This is a genomic window from Pseudomonas sp. OTU5201 (genome assembly GCF_038440135.1).
GTDB classification, from domain to species: Bacteria; Pseudomonadota; Gammaproteobacteria; order Pseudomonadales; family Pseudomonadaceae; genus Metapseudomonas; species Metapseudomonas resinovorans.
The window spans coordinates 1-16,706 of the sequence record NZ_JASATC010000073.1; the positions used below are offsets into that span (position 1 = coordinate 1).

Annotated in this window: 14 protein-coding genes and 1 riboswitch; of the genes, 9 read left to right on the top strand and 5 right to left on the bottom strand. The window is 64.2% G+C overall.

Annotated elements, in window-relative coordinates; translation table 11 throughout:
- Positions 1-2,312: beta strand repeat-containing protein (locus tag AAHM40_RS26440; protein ID WP_342247355.1), on the top strand; the 2,312-nt coding region annotated here is incomplete at its 5' end.
- Positions 2,313-2,398: 86 nt separating this feature from the next.
- Complete coding sequence (locus AAHM40_RS26445; RefSeq protein ID WP_342247356.1) at positions 2,399-2,749, top strand: tryptophan synthase subunit beta; 351 nt, start codon at positions 2,399-2,401, stop codon at positions 2,747-2,749.
- 143 nt (positions 2,750-2,892) lie between these two features.
- Here AAHM40_RS26445 and lapD read toward each other — a convergent pair whose 3' ends face one another.
- The 4 genes from lapD to AAHM40_RS26465 all read right to left on the bottom strand — a co-directional run bounded on the left by lapD (position 2,893) and on the right by AAHM40_RS26465 (position 7,887).
- Positions 2,893-4,842 (bottom strand): cyclic di-GMP receptor LapD, encoded by a 1,950-nt coding sequence (gene lapD / locus AAHM40_RS26450; RefSeq protein WP_342247357.1) that lies wholly within the window; start codon positions 4,840-4,842, stop codon positions 2,893-2,895.
- Between the two features lie 8 nt (positions 4,843-4,850).
- Positions 4,851-5,558: a cysteine protease LapG gene (lapG, locus tag AAHM40_RS26455; RefSeq protein WP_342247358.1), complete on the bottom strand. Its 708-nt coding sequence runs from the start codon at positions 5,556-5,558 to the stop codon at positions 4,851-4,853.
- Between the two features lie 211 nt (positions 5,559-5,769).
- Positions 5,770-6,015 (bottom strand): DUF1145 domain-containing protein, encoded by a 246-nt coding sequence (locus AAHM40_RS26460; protein WP_342247359.1) that lies wholly within the window; start codon positions 6,013-6,015, stop codon positions 5,770-5,772.
- A gap of 84 nt (positions 6,016-6,099) precedes the next feature.
- Entirely contained in the window at positions 6,100-7,887 is a 1,788-nt protein-coding gene (locus AAHM40_RS26465) for an alkyl/aryl-sulfatase (protein WP_342247360.1), read from the bottom strand.
- A gap of 98 nt (positions 7,888-7,985) precedes the next feature.
- Between AAHM40_RS26465 and AAHM40_RS26470 the strand changes: the two genes are divergently transcribed.
- Positions 7,986-8,888, top strand: a complete 903-nt coding sequence (locus AAHM40_RS26470; RefSeq protein WP_342247361.1) for a LysR family transcriptional regulator — start codon at positions 7,986-7,988, stop codon at positions 8,886-8,888.
- Here AAHM40_RS26470 and AAHM40_RS26475 read toward each other — a convergent pair.
- The gene (locus AAHM40_RS26475) at positions 8,885-9,436 is read right to left on the bottom strand and encodes a hypothetical protein (RefSeq protein WP_342247362.1); all 552 of its coding nucleotides are present in this window, start codon (positions 9,434-9,436) and stop codon (positions 8,885-8,887) included. The two genes, AAHM40_RS26470 and AAHM40_RS26475, sit on opposite strands and share 4 nt — an antisense overlap.
- 307 nt (positions 9,437-9,743) lie before the next feature.
- Positions 9,744-9,843: riboswitch (guanidine-I (ykkC/yxkD leader) on the top strand.
- 65 nt (positions 9,844-9,908) lie between these two features.
- Here AAHM40_RS26475 and AAHM40_RS26480 point away from each other — a divergent pair.
- The 6 genes from AAHM40_RS26480 to AAHM40_RS26505 all read left to right on the top strand — a co-directional run.
- Positions 9,909-10,976, top strand: a complete 1,068-nt coding sequence (locus AAHM40_RS26480) for a putative urea ABC transporter substrate-binding protein (protein WP_342247363.1) — start codon at positions 9,909-9,911, stop codon at positions 10,974-10,976.
- Positions 10,977-11,096: 120 nt separating this feature from the next.
- Positions 11,097-11,912 (top strand): ABC transporter permease, encoded by an 816-nt coding sequence (locus AAHM40_RS26485; RefSeq protein ID WP_342247364.1) that lies wholly within the window; start codon positions 11,097-11,099, stop codon positions 11,910-11,912.
- On the top strand, positions 11,909-12,709 hold the full coding sequence (locus AAHM40_RS26490; protein WP_342247365.1) for an ABC transporter ATP-binding protein: 801 nt from the start codon (positions 11,909-11,911) through the stop codon (positions 12,707-12,709). The genes AAHM40_RS26485 and AAHM40_RS26490 overlap by 4 nt, the downstream gene beginning before the upstream one ends.
- Before the next feature lie 14 nt (positions 12,710-12,723).
- On the top strand, positions 12,724-13,452 hold the full coding sequence (locus tag AAHM40_RS26495) for an urea amidolyase associated protein UAAP1 (RefSeq protein WP_342247366.1): 729 nt from the start codon (positions 12,724-12,726) through the stop codon (positions 13,450-13,452).
- 11 nt (positions 13,453-13,463) lie between these two features.
- Positions 13,464-14,099, top strand: coding sequence for an urea amidolyase associated protein UAAP2 (locus tag AAHM40_RS26500; protein ID WP_342247367.1), 636 nt, complete (start codon positions 13,464-13,466; stop codon positions 14,097-14,099).
- A gap of 218 nt (positions 14,100-14,317) precedes the next feature.
- Positions 14,318-16,706: 5-oxoprolinase/urea amidolyase family protein (locus tag AAHM40_RS26505; RefSeq protein WP_342247368.1), on the top strand; the 2,389-nt coding region annotated here is incomplete at its 3' end.

The window sequence follows — 16,706 nt, forward strand, 5'->3', positions numbered from 1 at the left end:
TGACCATCGCCGCCAACGGCAATTACACCTTCACCCCGGCTGCCAACTGGAACGGTGCGGTGCCGCAGGTCACCTACACCACCAATACCGGCAGCAGCAGCACGCTGAATATCACCGTAACTCCGGTCAACGACGCACCGGAAACCCTTGCAGCCAGTGGCAGCGGTAATGAAGACACGGTGATCGCCGTTAACCTCAGCGGTTCGGATATCGACGGCACCGTCGCCAGCTTCAAGCTGACCTCACTGCCGGCCAACGGCACCTTCTACAGCGATGCCGCCGCCACCGCCCCGCTCAGCACCAGCAGTGTCATAAATGCGGCGAGCAATGGCGCAACCATCTACTTCAAGCCCAACGCCAACTGGAATGGCACCACCACCTTCCAGTACGCCTCCACCGACAACCAGGGCCTGGCGGATGCCACCCCGGCCACCGGCACCATTACCGTCAACCCGGTCAACGATGCGCCGGTATTCGGTACCACTAGCGGAACCGCGACCGTCTCTGAAGAGGGGCTGACCAGCGGCTTGCCGGACACTACCGGGGCACCGACTGACTCAACCAATGCGCCGGTCGCGAACGGCACCTTCGCTATCAGCGACATCGACGGGGCAAGCCTGAATGTAACGCTGACGGCGCCAACCACTGCCCTGACCTCGAATGGGGTTCCCCTCGCGTGGTCCGGCAGTGGTACGTCTACGTTGAGCGCTACAGCTGGTGGCCAGACAATCATGACCATCAGTATCACCAGCTCGGGCGCCTATACCGTTACTTTGCTCGGCCAGCTGGATCATTCGGTGGCGAATGCGGAGGATGTGCGTAGTTTTACAGTGGCGGTGACTGCCAGCGACGGCGTGAGTTCCTCTAGCGGGACCTTACAGATCAACGTCGAAGACGATGCGCCAGTCATGGCGACCCCAATGCAAAGCATTCTTCTCGACTCGTCCAGTGCCACAGCCATTGGTGAACTCAATCTGTCGATTGGCGCCGACGCCAATGGTGCATCGATTCAGTTCAGCACAACCACCGGTGTATCCGTCGACAGCAGCGGATACATCCTCAGCACCACTCTGGACAAAAGCGGTAACGAGATCAGTACTTCCAGCTATCTGACTTACCAGGGCAGCAAGCTGCATTACGTGACTGGGACCAATTCCGTTAGCGCCTTGGCGGCCAATGGAACCGAGGTATTCAGGATTACTGCAGACCCAATCAGTGGCCAATACAAGGTCACCAACTTCGTCGATCTGGACTCGCCCTCCTCGGTACTCAGCAACTTCAATCTCTCGGGCGGAAATTCAGGTCTCTACGACTTGGGCACCAATAGCAGGTTCTCACTTCAAGCCTCGGCTACGACCAACGGCGTAGCTGACACCGTGAATACCAGCAACAACAGTTTCGGCGTCGGTAGCGGCCAATCGATCGATACGGGTGATCTGCTCAACTTCACTTTCATCGACAAGAGCACCAATCAGACGACTGACTTGACGTCTGTCACATTGACCACCGACAAGTTAGGCAACAACGAGTCCCTCACCTGGTCGGCCTATAACGCGTCCGGAACCCTCGTTGGCGCCGGCACGCTGAATGGTGTGTCCAGTGGCACAACCACCTTCACGATTGACGCCAGCAAGCTCAACAGTGGCCAGTTCGAGTTCAGCACCATCAAGTTCGGTGCGGGCTCCGGCACCTCGTACAAGCTGATCATCGACTCTCTCACCGGACAGACCGAGGCCTATGACCAGCGGATTACGCTGGGTGTCAAGGCAACGGACGGAGACCACGACAGCACGGCCAGCCAACCCCTGCAGATCACCTTCGACTCGGATAACACCGTCCAGGCGGGGTCTATTGGCACTGCCGTGGGTGGCGCAGCCGGAGCTAACAACCTGATTGGCGACGCCGGCGACGACACCCTCACTGGTGGCAAGGGCAACGACACCCTGACGGGTGGCACGGGCGCCGACACCTTCGTCTGGAAGGCCGGGGATGCGGGTACCGCAGGCAACCCTGACCTGGATGTGGTGAAGGACTTCAAGACCAGCGAGAGCGACAAGCTGGACCTCAGCGATCTGCTGCAAGGGGAAACCACTGCCAGCATCGACAACTTCCTCAAATTGATAGTCGATACCGGCACCGGCAACGCCACCCTCCTGGTCAGCAAGGACGGTCATCTGAACGACGGCGGTGCCGCCACCAGCCACGCCGACCTGACCATCACCCTGGAAGGCGCAGCCAACCAGCTTAGCGGGGCGTCGATCAACTCGTTGATCGCAGGTGCCGACCCGACCATCAAGATCGACCACAGCTGACGGCTGTCCCTGCCCGCAATCACCCCGGTGGTTGCGGGCAGGGGGCGCTGCCTTCATCCTGCGGCAATCTTCCAGGGAGAACCTCCATGCTCTACATCCAGCGCGACGAAGAAGGAAGGCTGGTTCGCGTCGAAGCGGCCGAGTTCGACGAAATGACCGGCAGCCTGCCGGCCGACGACCAGGATATCCAGGCCTGGTACGCCAATCTGGCGATGCAAAGCAGTCTGCTGCAGTTGAAACAGAGTGACCTGGACATGATCCGGGTGCTCGACGACCTGATCACTGTGCTGATGGCCAAAGGCGTGATCCGCATCACCGACCTGCCGCCGGCAGCACAGTCCAAGCTGCTCAGCCGGAACCAGGCGCGGGAAGCCCTTGGGGGAATTTCACGGCTGATCGTCGACGAAGAGGAAGAAGCGGGCTCGGGGTTGATCTGAGCCCCGAGTTCTCGATCACCCTGTAGGGGCGAATTCATTCGCCTCGCAGGCCAGCGGCCTGCTCTTGGGATACCGTTGGGGGCACTGCGTGCCCCTTGGTGAATGAATTCGCCCCTAAAAGGATTTCGCTTCTCCCGATAGCACTAACGCCAGGGGGCGGGTGCGCCGAACAGTTGGCCCTGTACGCCCTGGAACCCCATTCCCCGCAGCACTTCCAGCTCCCCTTCGGTTTCCACTCGCTCGGCAATCAGTGGCAGGTCGATGCTGTGGGCCGCACGTTGCATGGCCTCGATGAACAGGCGTTTGTCGGCTTCCAGGTCGATTGCACGGATATAGCTGCCATCCACCTTCAGGTAGGCCAGGCCGAGGCGCGCCAGGTTGCCGATCATGCTGAAGCGGCCACCGAAGTGCTGCAGGCTGAGGCTGAAGCCCAGCTCGCGCAAGCGGCGGGTGAGCCGTTCCAGCACCGCTTGCTCGGGCAGTTGATCCTCCTCCAGCTCCAGCACCAGACGCGGCCCTAGCGGGGCGTGCCTGCGCAATAGCTCGAAGGCTTTGTCCAGCGCCTGGGGTTCGCGCAGCAGGGCACCGGAGAGATTGAGCGCCAGGGTTTCGCCATGGCTGGCCATCTGCTGCAGCACCAGCTCCAGCATCAGCAGGTCGAGGCGCGCCATCCAGCCGAAGCGCTGCAGCCAGGGCAGGAAGCGCCCGGCCGGGATATTCTCGCCGCGCTCGTCGCGCAGGCGTGACAGCACCTTGTAATGCAGTACCTGGGAGCGATCGCGACTGTCCACCACCGGCTGGAAGTAGAGCTGCAACTGACGCTGGCCAAGGGCGCGATCCAGCAACTGGTGCCAGGCATGGCGCTCATCGCCCACGCTGGGGGCTTGGCCCTGGGTCAGCGTCGCCCAGGTCCGGTCGGTCTGGCTTTCCGCCTTGGCCAGGGCCTCGTCGGCCAGGCGCAGCAAGTCGGAAAGGGTTTCACCCGGATTGAAAGGCACCAGCCCCATATGGGCCACCTGCAATACATCGGCCGCGCCCGTGGTCACCAGGTTGGCCAGCCCGGCATCCAGGCGTTGCGCGAGTTGCTCGGCCTCTTCCGCCATCAGGCCCGGCAACAGCAGGGCGAAATCGCCGCCCCGGCTGCGCGCAACCAACTGGCCGGCGCCCTGCCCCGCCGCCACTTGGGTCAGCAGCTCGGCTACCGCCAGAAGCAAGTGGTCGGTGCGCTGGCCACCCAGGCGCTGGTTGAGGCCCGCCAGATCATGCACCCGCAGCAGGAACAGGTAACCGGAGCTGGCGTGATCCTCGGCGCTGAGGCGCGCCTGCAACTGCATCTCGAAATAGCGGCGGTTGGCCAGACCGGTGAGAGTGTCGCGATAAGCCTCGTCGCGCAGGCGCTCGCTGCGTTCGGCTTGTTCCTGGAACAGCGCCTTGAGCTTCTCCACCATCTGGTTCATCGCCTGCACCACACGACGCAGCTCAGGGGTGCGCGGCAGCTCCGGCAGGCTGAGGAACTCGCGCCGGGAAATGGCATGGGACTGTTCGACCATGTAGTCCAGCGGCTTGAGCTGCCGACGCAGGAGGAAGGCGCCGAGGCCGGCACTGACCAGACCACATACCAGCAACCAGCCAAGGCTGCCCAGCGCGCTCTGCCAAAGTCGGGCAAGGGCAAATAGCGGATGACTCTGCACTTCCACTCGTGCCGCCTGCTGCCAGCCACGGCTGACAATGGCATCGCCACCGGCCGATTGCAGGCCGATCAGGCCGACAAACCACTGCGGTACCTGGGTACCCGCCGCGTCGGGCACACCGGTGCGCTCCACCAGCACCGTGCCGCTCTGCAGGTCGATTACCCGGATGCTCTCGTAGTAACCGCTGTCGAAAATGGAGCTGACCATCAGCTCGACCATCGCTGCATCGTCGATATGCGGCGTCAGCGAGAGACCGAGGGCAGTCGCCGCATCCTGCGCGTGGGAGCGCAGTTGGTTGACGTACTGCTCCCGCGAGCTCTCCAGGCCAACCATAAAGCTGCCGCTGAAGGCGACGACCAGGAACAGGCAGATGGCAATCAACAGCTGTTTGAACAGAGACATCTCGACTCCTATCGGGCCGGCTCTACAGGGAAGCCTTCGGCCTTCATCTTCTTGAGCAATTCCTGCCAGCGCGAGAGGCGCTTGGCGTCGCCCACCTGCTTGCCACCACTCCGACCAGCGAGCCAGAGGCCCTCGGCGTTGAAGGCGTAGACCGGCAGCAGGTCGGTGCGTTGATTGGCGGGACGGATGATTCCCACCAGGTTGTCCAGCACCAGCGGCATGGCATCCGGGGATGCGTAGTAGGTCAGCACCATGTGCGCCTGGTTCAGGCGCAGCGCCTTGACGTAGGTGATGCGCAGTTTCTCGCTGGGCACACCGAGCTGGCGCAGGCTGAAGTACTTGGCGATGGCGAAGTCTTCGCAGTCGCCGGCGCCGGTGCGCAAGGCCTGTACGGGCGTCGCCCAGTAGTCGGTCTCGTGCCACAGGCTGATGTCATCGGTGAAACGCAGCTTGGCGTTGAAGAAGCGGTTCACTTCTTCCAGTTGCTTTTGCTCATCGACACCGGAAAGACGCCCGAGCATGGCTTGCCAGTCGTCGATGCGTTGTTTGCCGGGGCCGAGGGGGCCGTAAAGGTTTTCAGCACGTTGGCGGATGAGGGTGAAATCCCAGTCCGCCTGCAACGCTCCCGCGAGCAGCGCTGGCAGCAACGTCGCCACCAGGACCGGCCTCCGCCATCCCTTGTGCGTATGCAAGGCCTGCACGCTACGTCGGAACATCTACCATCCCGTCTCGGAGGCCGCTGGGCCCCATGGAACAAGCCGCGAATGGTGCGGGCTGGACCCGAAAAAAACAATGGCATTCTGCCGTCATCGGGTGATGTCGTGACGGCGGTGGGCGCAGGCCACGCTGATCAAGCGCAGCGCGGCCCAACGTCAGATGCCTGGGCTTCGCTGCGCTCGGCCACAACCTAGGGGGCGGGAGACGCTCTCAGCGCAAACGGCGCAGATGCAGGAAACCGAACAACAGCACCTGTAGCCGTTCCAGCCAGGGGAAGGGGCGTGCCTTCAGCTTGCGATTGAACAGTGCCGCTTCCGCTACATGGGCCAGTAACACGAGGCCGGCCGCCAGCAGCAATGGCCGGTGCAAGGGTTCGCCGAAGGGGTAGATGAGGTTTAGCAGCGCCACCAGCCAGAACATGGCCAGGGCGCCCTTGAGGAAGGATGTGAGGTGCATGGTGTTTCCCGAGTGTGCGGACCAGGCGGCCAGTGTGCCGCCTGGAGGCTCGCGCCTCTCCGCACTTTCGGTTGGCACCGCCGCTCAACGCACGGTGAGGGCGATGGGCGCCTCCTCGAAGTCGAAGCAACCGAGGAAGGTCTTGATGTCCAGCAGGTTGCCGTCCACCTTCACGTCGCCCAACAGAGCCCCCTTGAGCAATCCGTTTTCGCCGCTGATCACGGTATCGAGGTAGGTCTTGTCGAAGGTCAGCTTGAGCGTAGCGCCTTCGGGGATGCCCTTGTGCAACTCGGCTACGCCACGACGCACTTCCAGTGCCCACTCTTCATTGATATCGGGGAAGACGAAGCCCAGGGTCAGGTTGACGTCGGCGCTCTTGTCCGGGTCGATACGGGTCACCCAGTTCTGCAGGAAGATGCGCGCCGGCAGGTTCTTCAGCATGTCGTCGGACAGGAAGGCGTCACGCAGGCCCTGGGACAATTGCAGCGCGGCGTCGCCGTCCAGTTTGCCTTCCAGTTCCATGGCGCTCATCAGGTACCAGTTGCGCCAGTTGATGTTCATGCTGGCGTAGCCGAGGCGACGGAAGCTGCGCGCCTTTATCTCGCGGGCCAGTTTGTCCTCGTGGTCGAGGCGGATGGCGTAGCCGGCCAGCTCCGCGGCCCACTGGTAGTCGCCCTTGAGGTAGGCGTCGCCGGCGGCCAGCAGCACCTTGTCGCGGCCGCCCATCATGGCCACCAGGCGCTTGGCCTTTTCGGCCGGCGGGGTCGGGTCGAGGTCCACGGGGTCGCCCTGGAACCAGCCCAGGTAGCCCTGGTAGATCTGCCGCACGCTGTGCTTCACGGTGCCGTAATACTCGCGCAGATAGGGCGTGTAGCCGGCCAGGTACGGAGGCAGCTTGACCTTCTCCACCAGTTCGTCAGGCGTCAGGCCCTTGTTCATCCAGCGCACGGTCTGGTCATGCACGTAGGCGATGGCGTCGCGAGTCATGCGCAGCACCTCCTCCACCTTGTCCTTACCGGTCACCGGCTGGCCGTGCAGCGGCACCATGTAGTCGGCCTGGAAGGCGCGCAGCTTGTCGAGGCTGTTCACCCAGACCACCGGATCACGGAACTTGGTGCCGCGCAGGGTGTGGATGTTCGGCAGGGTCGGGCCCTGGGTCACCTCGGCGCTGATCAGCACGCGGTTCTGCGGCAGGAACAGCACAATCTCGTCCGGCGCCTCGCTGGGCACATGGAGGAACTGCACCGGCAGACCGGCGATCGTGGTGTCGAGCTTGTCCTTGAAGGTGATGGTGGGCGCGATGAAGGTGGAGCTGGCTTGATGGGCCAGCGGGCCAAGCCCCGCGTTCATATCTTTCTTGTCGCTGTCCGACAGAGCGGCACCGAAGCTGTAACCCGAGCGCATGCCGAGAATGGGGCCGACCAGTGCACCCTGGGTGACCACGTTCTCCAGCAGGGTTTCCTGGGCGTAGATCTGCACCTCGCCGTTCTTGACCTGCTCTTCGCTGACGAAGCCCTTCACGCCGTTGATGTGGTCAGGGTGGAAGTGGGTGTAGACGATGGCCTTGATCGGCTTGTCGCTGATCTTGCGGAACTCCACCAGCACCTTGCGCGACTGCTCGGCCGACTCGCCGGTGTCGACGATGATCAGCCCCTCCGGTGCCTCGATCATCACGCTGTTGGCGAGGTTCCAGCCCACCGCCGAGTACACGTTGTCGGCGATCTTGTAGACCTTCTCGCTGAAGTGCTTGGTGTGCTCGGCCAGTTCGGCGTTGATGCTGGGCGCGATGGACTCTTCCGGCAGTGCGGCGTCGGCGCTCAGGGGCAGTGCTGCGGCCAGTACCAGGCCGCTGAAACGGGTGGAGATGCGCATGGTTCGCTCGGGGATTGTTGTTATAGGCCGAGACAGGCTGGCAGGCGCCTGCTAATAATTCCAATGCATTCTTCTTCCACTATCGATGCAAACCACGCATGAATGACCTTCGCCAGCTCCGCCATTTCGTTGCTCTCGCCGAACACGGCCACTTCGCCCGTGCGGCCGAGGCGGTCAACCTCAGCCAGCCTGCCCTCAGTCGCAGCATCCAGGCCCTGGAAGCCGGCCTGGGTTGCAGCCTGCTGGATCGCGGACCGCGCCAGATCAGCCTGACCGCCCACGGCCGGCTGGTGCTTGAACACGCCCGGCGCCTGCTGGACGGCAGCCGCGCCCTGCACAGTGCCGTGGCCCAACTGGATAACCTCGACAGCGGCGAACTGCGCCTCGGCGCCGGGCCCTACCCCGCCGCGCGCCTGGTGCCCCGCGCCCTGGGACGCTTCGCCAGCCAGCACCCGGGCGTTCGGGTGCAACTCAGCCTGGAAAACTGGCACAGCCTGCGCCGGCAACTGCTGGACGACGCCATCGAGCTGTTCGTCGCCGACATTCGCGAACTCCAGGGCGATCCTCTGCTGGACATCGTTCCCTTGCGCCGCCATCCCGGCACCCTATTCTGCCGCCCCAGCCATCCGCTGCTGGAGCAAGATCAGGTGCAACTGACCGACCTGGCCCGTTATGCACTGGCTGGCACGCAACTGCCGGTGGAAGTAGCGCGGGCCATTGGCGAGCTCGCCGGCAACGAAAAACCGCTGGGCATCGAGTGCGACAACTTCATGGTGTTGAAGGCGGTAGTCGCCGAGAGCGACGTGATCAGCATGGCGCCTTGGGATGTCGTCGCCGAGGACGTGAATGCCGGTCGTCTGGCGGTACTGGAGCCGCTGGCCAGCACCGGGACCTCATCGGCCTATGGCGTGGTCAGCCTTGCCGCACGCAGCCTGTCTCCGGCTGCGCGGGCAATGCGGGCGCTGTTGCTGGAAGAGGACAGCCGCTTTCCTGCCGGCTAGCGCCGGTTCTCCATCGACCAGTTGCTGCGGTTGTTATAGCGGGGATTGTTGTGCGGCCTTGCCTCGTAACCCGGCTGCACCCGGTATTGTTGGCGGTAGTTGCTCTGGCGATAGCTTTTCTGGTGGTTGCCGGGCTGACGGTAACCGGGCTGGAGGTTGTTCTTGCCCCAGGTCTGCAGGCGCGGCGTGTAGTCGTGGCGACGTTCCTGGTAATTGTCCTGGCGCGGCTGGTGGTAACGCCGGTCGTGACGGTACTTGCGGTCGTTGTCGTAGTAGCGCTTGTCGTAGCGGTGCTTGTCGGACTTGTAGTAGTCCTTGCGACTGTCGTAGTGGCGGCGATCGTAATAGCGGCGCTCGTAGTGGCGATCGTCGTAGCGCTGGTCGACGATGTAGTAGTTCGTCCGGGGCGGGTCGTTGTAGTAGCGGTGGACGCGGTAATCGTCGTCGCCGTAGTAGCGACGTCCGTAGTAGTCGTTGTCGTAGTCATAGACGGCACAGCCGCCCAGGGTCAGGCTCAGCACGGCAAGGAAGAATGATCGGTAGGACATGGCGGCCTCCTTCGACCGCTAGGGACGGCGCAGACAGATGTCGGCGACTGGGATTGCTCCCACTGCGTTGGACAACGAGTCCTACAGAACAGCGCTCGCTCCCTGTCGGAAAAATCCTTTTCCAGTTGTTGCTACGCACCAAGTTGAAGCCAGTCGCCCCATGAGCGGGCACCCCTCACCTTCATGCCGCCCTTGCCGGTCGGCGAAAAGCCCATGGCAGAGCCTTCTCACCAACTTGGCACGCCCTTCGCTTTGACAAAGGCGTGCAGGAGCTACCCGGACCACCGGGTTCGCGGCACCACAATTTGCAATGGCTGGCTAGGGTTCCGGTTCGCGAAAGCGGATGACTGGTCCGAGAGCTGGCGACCTCCAGCGAGGTTACACGGCGGGACAAAAGCCCGGGAGAACGCGCCCCTTTACAGGGAAAGTGCCGCGCAGCTCCGCCCGCCCTCAATCGAACTGGAGGTTCTCCATGCGCAAGTCCCGTCTGTTCGCTCTCGCCGCCGCCGGCCTCGCCGCCGCCCTCAGCTTCAACACCTCCGCCGCCCAGAAAGACAGCTTCAACGTCTGCTGGACCATCTACGCCGGGTGGATGCCCTGGGAGTACGGCGCCACCAAGGGCATCGTCGACAAATGGGCGAAGAAGTATGGGATCGAGATCAAGGTCACCCAGCTCAACGACTACGTCGAATCGATCAATCAATACACCGCTGGCCAATTCGACGGCTGCACCATGACCAACATGGATGCCTTGACCATTCCCGCCGCCGGCGGCGTGGACAGCACCGCACTGATCGTCGGTGACTTCTCCAACGGCAACGACGGCGTGGTGCTCAAGGGCGAAGGCAAGACCCTGGCCGATCTCAAGGACACACCCATCAACCTGGTGGAACTGTCCGTCTCCCACTACCTGCTGGCCCGCGCCCTGGAGCGCGCCGACCTTACCGAGAAAGACGTGAAGGTGGTGAACACCTCCGACGCCGACATCGCTGCCGCCTTCGATACCGCCGAAGTCCAGGCCGTGACCACCTGGAACCCCATGCTCGCCGACATCAAGGCCAAGCCCGGCACCAGCCTGGTGTTCGACTCCAGTAAGGTCCCCGGCGAAATCATGGACATGATGGTGGTCAACACCGAGACCCTTAAGGACAACCCCGCCCTGGGCAAAGCGCTGACCGGCGCCTGGTTCGAGATTGTCGCGCTGATGAACGCCAACACCGCCGAAAGTGCTGCCGCCCTGGAACACATGGCCAAGGCTTCCGGCACCGACCTGGCCGGCTACCAGGCGCAGCTGGACGCCACCCGCCTGTTCCACACCCCAGCCGATGCCCTGGCATTCGTCACCAGCCCGAAACTGCCGGCAACCATGGACAAGGTGGCCAACTTCAGCTTCCGCCACGGTCTGCTCGGCGAAGGCGCCAAGGACGCCAACGCAGTCGGCATGAGCTTCGCCAAGGGCGTGGTCACAGGTGACAAGGGCAACGTGAAGCTGCGCTTCGACCCGACCTACGTGCAGTTGGCCGCCGAAGGGAAGCTCTGATCGCTGACCTCGTACCGTAGGTTGGTCTGAGCGAAGCGAAGCCCAACGAATGGCCGCAATCCGATCGTTGGGTCTCCTTCCTCGGACCAACCTACACGCTCCCGCAACCGAGTAACCGCCATGCGCCTGATCAACCGCCAACCAGACCGCGCCGGCCGCCTGATCCTGATCCTGCTGCCCTTCGCCCTGCTGCTGTTCGCCTACTTCACCGGCTCGGCGGCGCGGCTCACGGAAAACCCCAACGACAAGCTGCTGCCGAGCGCAGCGCAGATGAGTGACGCTGTGGAACGTCTGGCCTTCACCGAAGACAAGCGCAGCGGCGACTACCTGTTCTGGAAGGACAGCGCCTCGAGCCTGAAACGCCTGGCGCTGGGGCTTTCCATTGCCGCGCTGCTGGGCCTGGCACTGGGCATCGCCGCCGGCACCCTGCCGCTGTTCAGCGCGCCCTTGTCGCCCCTGTTGACGGTGCTGTCGATGATCCCGCCACTGGCGATCCTGCCGATACTGTTCATCGTCTTCGGCCTCGGCGAGCTGTCCAAGGTGATGCTGATCGTCATCGGCGTCGCGCCTTGCATCGCCCGCGACATGGAGCAGCGCGCCCGAGAGATTCCCCGCGAGCTGCTGATCAAGGCGCAGACGCTCGGCGCCAACACCTGGACCCTGATCCTGCGGGTGGTCCTGCCGCAGCTCATGCCGCGCCTCTTGATCTCCCTGCGTCTGGTGCTGGGCTCGGCCTGGCTGTTCCTGATCGCCGCCGAAGCCATCGCCTCCACTGATGGCCTGGGCTACCGCATCTTCCTGGTCCGCCGCTACCTGGCCATGGATGTGATCCTCCCCTACGTGGTGTGGATCACCCTGCTCGCCTGGCTGATGGACCTGGGCCTGCGCCAGCTCACGCGGCTGGCCTTCCCCTGGTATGAGGGAGCCAAGGCATGAGCGCATTCATTGAAGTGAAAAACCTCTGGCAGGAATACGCTGACCAGGTCGTCCTCGAAAACCTCAACCTGTCAGTCAACGAAGGTGAGTTCTGCACCCTGGTCGGCGCTTCCGGCTGCGGCAAATCCACCTTCCTGCGCATGCTGCTGGGCCAGGAATCCCCCAGTCGCGGCAGCATCCTGCTGGACGGCCAACCGCTGATGGCCGAGCCCGACGCCAGCCGGGGCGTGGTGTTCCAGCGCTACTCGGTGTTTCCCCACCTGAGCGTGCTGGACAACGTCGCCCTTGGCCTGGAACTGCCCCGCTCGCCCCTGCTTGGCCGACTGTTCGGCGGCGCCAAGCGATCTGCCCGCGAAGAGGCTGCCGCCATTCTCGGCAAGGTCGGTCTGGGCCACGCCCTGGACAAGTACCCCAGCCAGCTCTCCGGCGGCATGCAGCAGCGCTTGGCCATTGCCCAGGCACTGATCATGAAACCGCGCGTGCTGCTGCTCGACGAACCCTTCGGCGCCCTCGACCCGGGCATCCGCAAGGACATGCACGAGCTGCTGCTCAGCCTCTGGAACGAAACCCGGCTGACCGTCTTCATGGTCACCCACGACCTCTCCGAAGGCTTCAGCCTGGGCACTCGGCTGATGGTCTTCGACAAGGTGCGCCACGACCCGCAGGCACCCAATGCCTATGGCGCGCGCATCACCTACGACATTCCCCTGAACAGCGACCGCCGCGCCGCCCGCGCTGCCGTCGAGGCCCTGCCGGAGCGAGTCACTTCCGCCCTGCAGCCTGCCATCGCCCACTGACAAGGAGCCTGCCCATGACCGCATCCCTGGCCCTGAGCCCGACCCTCTATGAAGAAACCGTCCCCGGCGGCGGCCACACCTCCTTCGTGCTCAAGCGCGGCCAAAAGTTGCGCGTCACCGATATCGAAGGCGGTGCCAACGTCAGCCTGCTGTTGCTCAACGCGCAAGAGAAGAGCGAGCGCCTGAACCTGCCTGACAGCCTCAAGTGTCAGCACACCGCCAAGCTCACCGCGGGTCACTGCCTCTACTCCGACATGGGCCGGGTCCTTGCGGCCATCACCGCCGACACCTGCGGCTGGCACGACAGCTTCGGCGGCGTGCTCAATGCAGACGAGGTGAAGGAAAAGTACGGTGCCGGGCGTTACCAGGAATTGCGCAACGGCTTCTTCCGCAACGGTGTGGATAACCTGCTGGTGGAGATGGGCAAGTGGGACCTGAACCTGCAGGACCTGCTGATGTGCCTGAACCTGTTCAGCAAGGTCACCGTGGACAGCGACGGCTGCTTCCACTTCGAGCCGGGCAATTCCAAGGCCGGCAACTACATCGAGCTCTACGCGCCCATGGACACGCTGGTGGTGCTCACCGCCCTGCAGCACCCCATGGACCCCGCCCCGGAATATGCGCCCAAGCCGGTGCAACTCGCCTGGCAACAGGTGCAGAGCGACGGCATCACCCTGCTCTGCCGCACCTCGCGCCCGGAGAACGGTCGCGGCTTCCACAACACCGAACGCCTGTACATCTGAGGGCCGCCCGCATGAACCTGACCCACAGCGAAAAGCATTCCGAAGCCGCCGTGTACCGCGCGGTGATCGCCGCCGGCGAACCCTTCATGACCGAAGTGAAGGCCGGCCAGACCCTGCGCCTGCTGGATCTCGAAGGCAACCAGGCGGTCGACACCCTTTTCTACAGCGCCCGCAACCCGCGTGAGCGCTATGACGTGCAGCGCACCCTGCGCCGGCAGAACCGCGCCTACCTGGCTGCCGGCAGCGTGCTCTACTCCAACCTCGGCAACCCGATGCTGACCCTCACCGCCGACACCTGTGGTCGCCACGACACCCTCGGCGGCGCCTGCGCCCAGGAAAGCAACACCGTGCGCTACGCCCTGGACAAGCGCTACATGCACAGCTGCCGCGACAACTTCCTGCGCGCCAGCCTGCATGACGGCCGCCTGACCAAGCGCGACATCAGCGCCAACATCAACTTCTTCATGAACGTGCCGGTCACCCCGGAGGGCGGCCTGACCTTCGAAGACGGCATCTCCGCCGCCGGCAAGTACGTCGAGCTGAAGGCGCACATGGACATCATCGTGCTCATCTCCAACTGCCCGCAGCTGAACAACCCCTGCAACGCCTACAACCCCACACCCGCCGAGGTGCTGGTATGGGACTGAAGCAGTTGCGCGCCTGGCTGTTCCTGCTCTGCCAGAGCCGCTCGGGGCAGTGCCTGCACACCCCCGCGCAGGCCCCGAAATCGTAGGAGCCAGCTCTGCTGGCGAAGCCTTTCGCGAGCAGAGCTCGCTCCTAAAGGTGAACGCACAACCAGCCACGGACGACCGTGGCACAGACCCAATAGCGGCGGGACGACCCGCCACCACATGGGGAAGACTCCATGTTCGAGACGCTCCTGATCGCCAACCGCGGCGCCATCGCCTGCCGCATCCTGCGTACCCTGCACCAACTCGATGTACGCGGCGTGGCCGTGTATTCCGAAGCCGACGCCGCCAGTCTGCATATCCAGCAAGCGGACCAGGCCATCAGCCTGGGCGACGGCCCGGCAGCCAGCACCTATCTGGTGGTCGACAAGATTCTCCAAGCTGCCCGCGATAGCGGCGCCCAGGCTATCCACCCCGGCTATGGGTTCCTCTCGGAAAACGCCGCGTTTGCCGAAGCCTGCGAGGCCGCGGGTATCGCCTTCGTCGGCCCGACGCCGGAACAGCTGCGGGTGTTCGGCCTGAAGCACACCGCACGTGCCCTGGCCAAGGCCAACGGCGTGCCCATGCTGGAAGGCACCGAACTGCTGGAAGACCTGGAGTCCGCACTGGTCGCTGGCGAGCAGGTGGGCTACCCGGTCATGCTGAAAAGCACTGCCGGCGGTGGCGGCATCGGTATGCGTGTGTGCCGCTCGGCTGCCGAGTTGAGCGACGCCTTCGAAGCCGTAAAGCGCCTGGGGCAGAACAACTTCAGCGATGCCGGCGTGTTCATCGAGAAGTACATCCAGCGGGCACGTCACCTGGAGGTGCAAGTGTTCGGCGACGGTCGAGGTGAAGTCATCGCCCTGGGTGTGCGCGATTGCTCGGTGCAGCGGCGTAACCAGAAGGTGCTGGAAGAAACCCCGGCACCCAACTTGCCCGCCGGCATGGCCGACGAACTCTGCGCCGCCGCCATCAAGCTGGCCAAGGCAGTCAGCTACCGCAGCGCGGGCACGGTGGAGTTCGTCTATGACAGCGAGGCCGAACGCTTCTACTTCCTCGAAGTGAACACCCGCCTGCAGGTGGAGCACGGCGTCACCGAGCAGGTCTGGGGCGTGGACCTGGTGCGCTGGATGATCGAACTGGCTGCCGGCGCCCTCCCGCCGCTGACCGAACTGGTAGCGAACCTTGCACCGAGTGGCCATGCCATCCAGGCGCGGCTCTATGCCGAAGACCCGGGCCGCGACTTCCAGCCCTGCCCTGGCCTGCTCACTGCCGTCGCCTTCCCCGCAGCCGATGGCAAGCACCTGCGCATCGACACGTGGGTGGAAGCCGGCTGCGAAATCCCGCCCTACTTCGACCCGATGATCGCCAAGGTCATAGCCTGGGCACCGACCCGAGAGCAGGCCAGCACTGCGCTGGACCAAGCCTTGGCCGGCACCACCCTGTACGGCGTGGAGTCCAACCGTGGCTACCTGCGGCAGATCCTCGCTGACACGCCGTTTGCCAGCGGCTCGCCCTGGACCCGCTGCCTGGAGGGCCTCACCTATCGTGCGAGCACCTTCGAAGTGCTCGGCGCCGGCACCCAGACCACAGTCCAGGACTACCCCGGCCGACTCGGCTACTGGGCGGTGGGCGTGCCGCCGTCCGGCCCCATGGACAGCCGCGCGCTGCGCCTGGGCAATCGCCTGCTGGGCAATGCCGAAGGTGAAGCCGGACTGGAAATCACCATGAGCGGCCCGACGCTGCGCTTCAACACCGACGCCGTAGTGGCAGTCACCGGCGCGCCGATTCCGCTGACCCTCGACGGCCAGCCGCAACGGATGGACACCACCCTGCTGGTACCTGCCGGCACCACCCTTGCGCTCGGCACCATCGCTGGCGCCGGCGCGCGCAGCTACCTCTGTGTACGCGGCGGCTTGCAAGTACCGGACTATCTCGGAAGCAAGAGCACCTTCACCCTCGGCCAGTTCGGCGGCCACGGCGGTCGCGCCCTGCGCGCCGGCGACGTCCTGCACCTTGCCCCGCTGGCTGACCGCAGCGCTGGCCAGACGCTGGAACCGGCCTTGCGTAGCGACCTGCCGGAAGTACGCACCCTGCGGGTGATCTACGGCCCCCACGGTTCCCCGGAATACTTCACCCCGGCCTACATCGAGACCTTCTTCGCCACCGACTGGGAAGTGCATTTCAACTCCAGCCGCACCGGCGTGCGCCTGATCGGGCCCAAGCCGGAATGGGTACGTGAGAGCGGCGGCGAGGCCGGCCTGCACCCCTCCAACATCCACGACAACCCCTACGCCATCGGCGCCGTGGACTTCACCGGCGACATGCCGGTGATCCTCGGCCCGGACGGTCCGAGCCTGGGTGGCTTCGTGTGCCCGGTAACCCTCATCGAAGCGGACCTGTGGCAACTGGGGCAATTGAAGGCGGGGGACAAAGTGCGCTTCGAGGCGGTGAGTATTGCCGAGGCGCGGAAATCCTCCCCTCTCCCTCTGGGAGAGGGGCCGGGGGTGAGGGAAACCTCAGCGCGCGCCGAACCGCCCCCCCCCCCCCCCCAACCCCCAGCGGGAGCGGGTAGATACGCCGGCA

Coding starts and splice junctions, on each gene's coding strand:
- AAHM40_RS26445 (WP_342247356.1), top strand. CDS start 2,399: ATGCTCTACATCCAGCGCGACGAAGAAGGAAGGCTGGTTCGCGTCGAA.
- lapD (WP_342247357.1), bottom strand. CDS start 4,842: ATGTCTCTGTTCAAACAGCTGTTGATTGCCATCTGCCTGTTCCTGGTC.
- lapG (WP_342247358.1), bottom strand. CDS start 5,558: ATGTTCCGACGTAGCGTGCAGGCCTTGCATACGCACAAGGGATGGCGG.
- AAHM40_RS26460 (WP_342247359.1), bottom strand. CDS start 6,015: ATGCACCTCACATCCTTCCTCAAGGGCGCCCTGGCCATGTTCTGGCTG.
- AAHM40_RS26465 (WP_342247360.1), bottom strand. CDS start 7,887: ATGCGCATCTCCACCCGTTTCAGCGGCCTGGTACTGGCCGCAGCACTG.
- AAHM40_RS26470 (WP_342247361.1), top strand. CDS start 7,986: ATGAATGACCTTCGCCAGCTCCGCCATTTCGTTGCTCTCGCCGAACAC.
- AAHM40_RS26475 (WP_342247362.1), bottom strand. CDS start 9,436: ATGTCCTACCGATCATTCTTCCTTGCCGTGCTGAGCCTGACCCTGGGC.
- AAHM40_RS26480 (WP_342247363.1), top strand. CDS start 9,909: ATGCGCAAGTCCCGTCTGTTCGCTCTCGCCGCCGCCGGCCTCGCCGCC.
- AAHM40_RS26485 (WP_342247364.1), top strand. CDS start 11,097: ATGCGCCTGATCAACCGCCAACCAGACCGCGCCGGCCGCCTGATCCTG.
- AAHM40_RS26490 (WP_342247365.1), top strand. CDS start 11,909: ATGAGCGCATTCATTGAAGTGAAAAACCTCTGGCAGGAATACGCTGAC.
- AAHM40_RS26495 (WP_342247366.1), top strand. CDS start 12,724: ATGACCGCATCCCTGGCCCTGAGCCCGACCCTCTATGAAGAAACCGTC.
- AAHM40_RS26500 (WP_342247367.1), top strand. CDS start 13,464: ATGAACCTGACCCACAGCGAAAAGCATTCCGAAGCCGCCGTGTACCGC.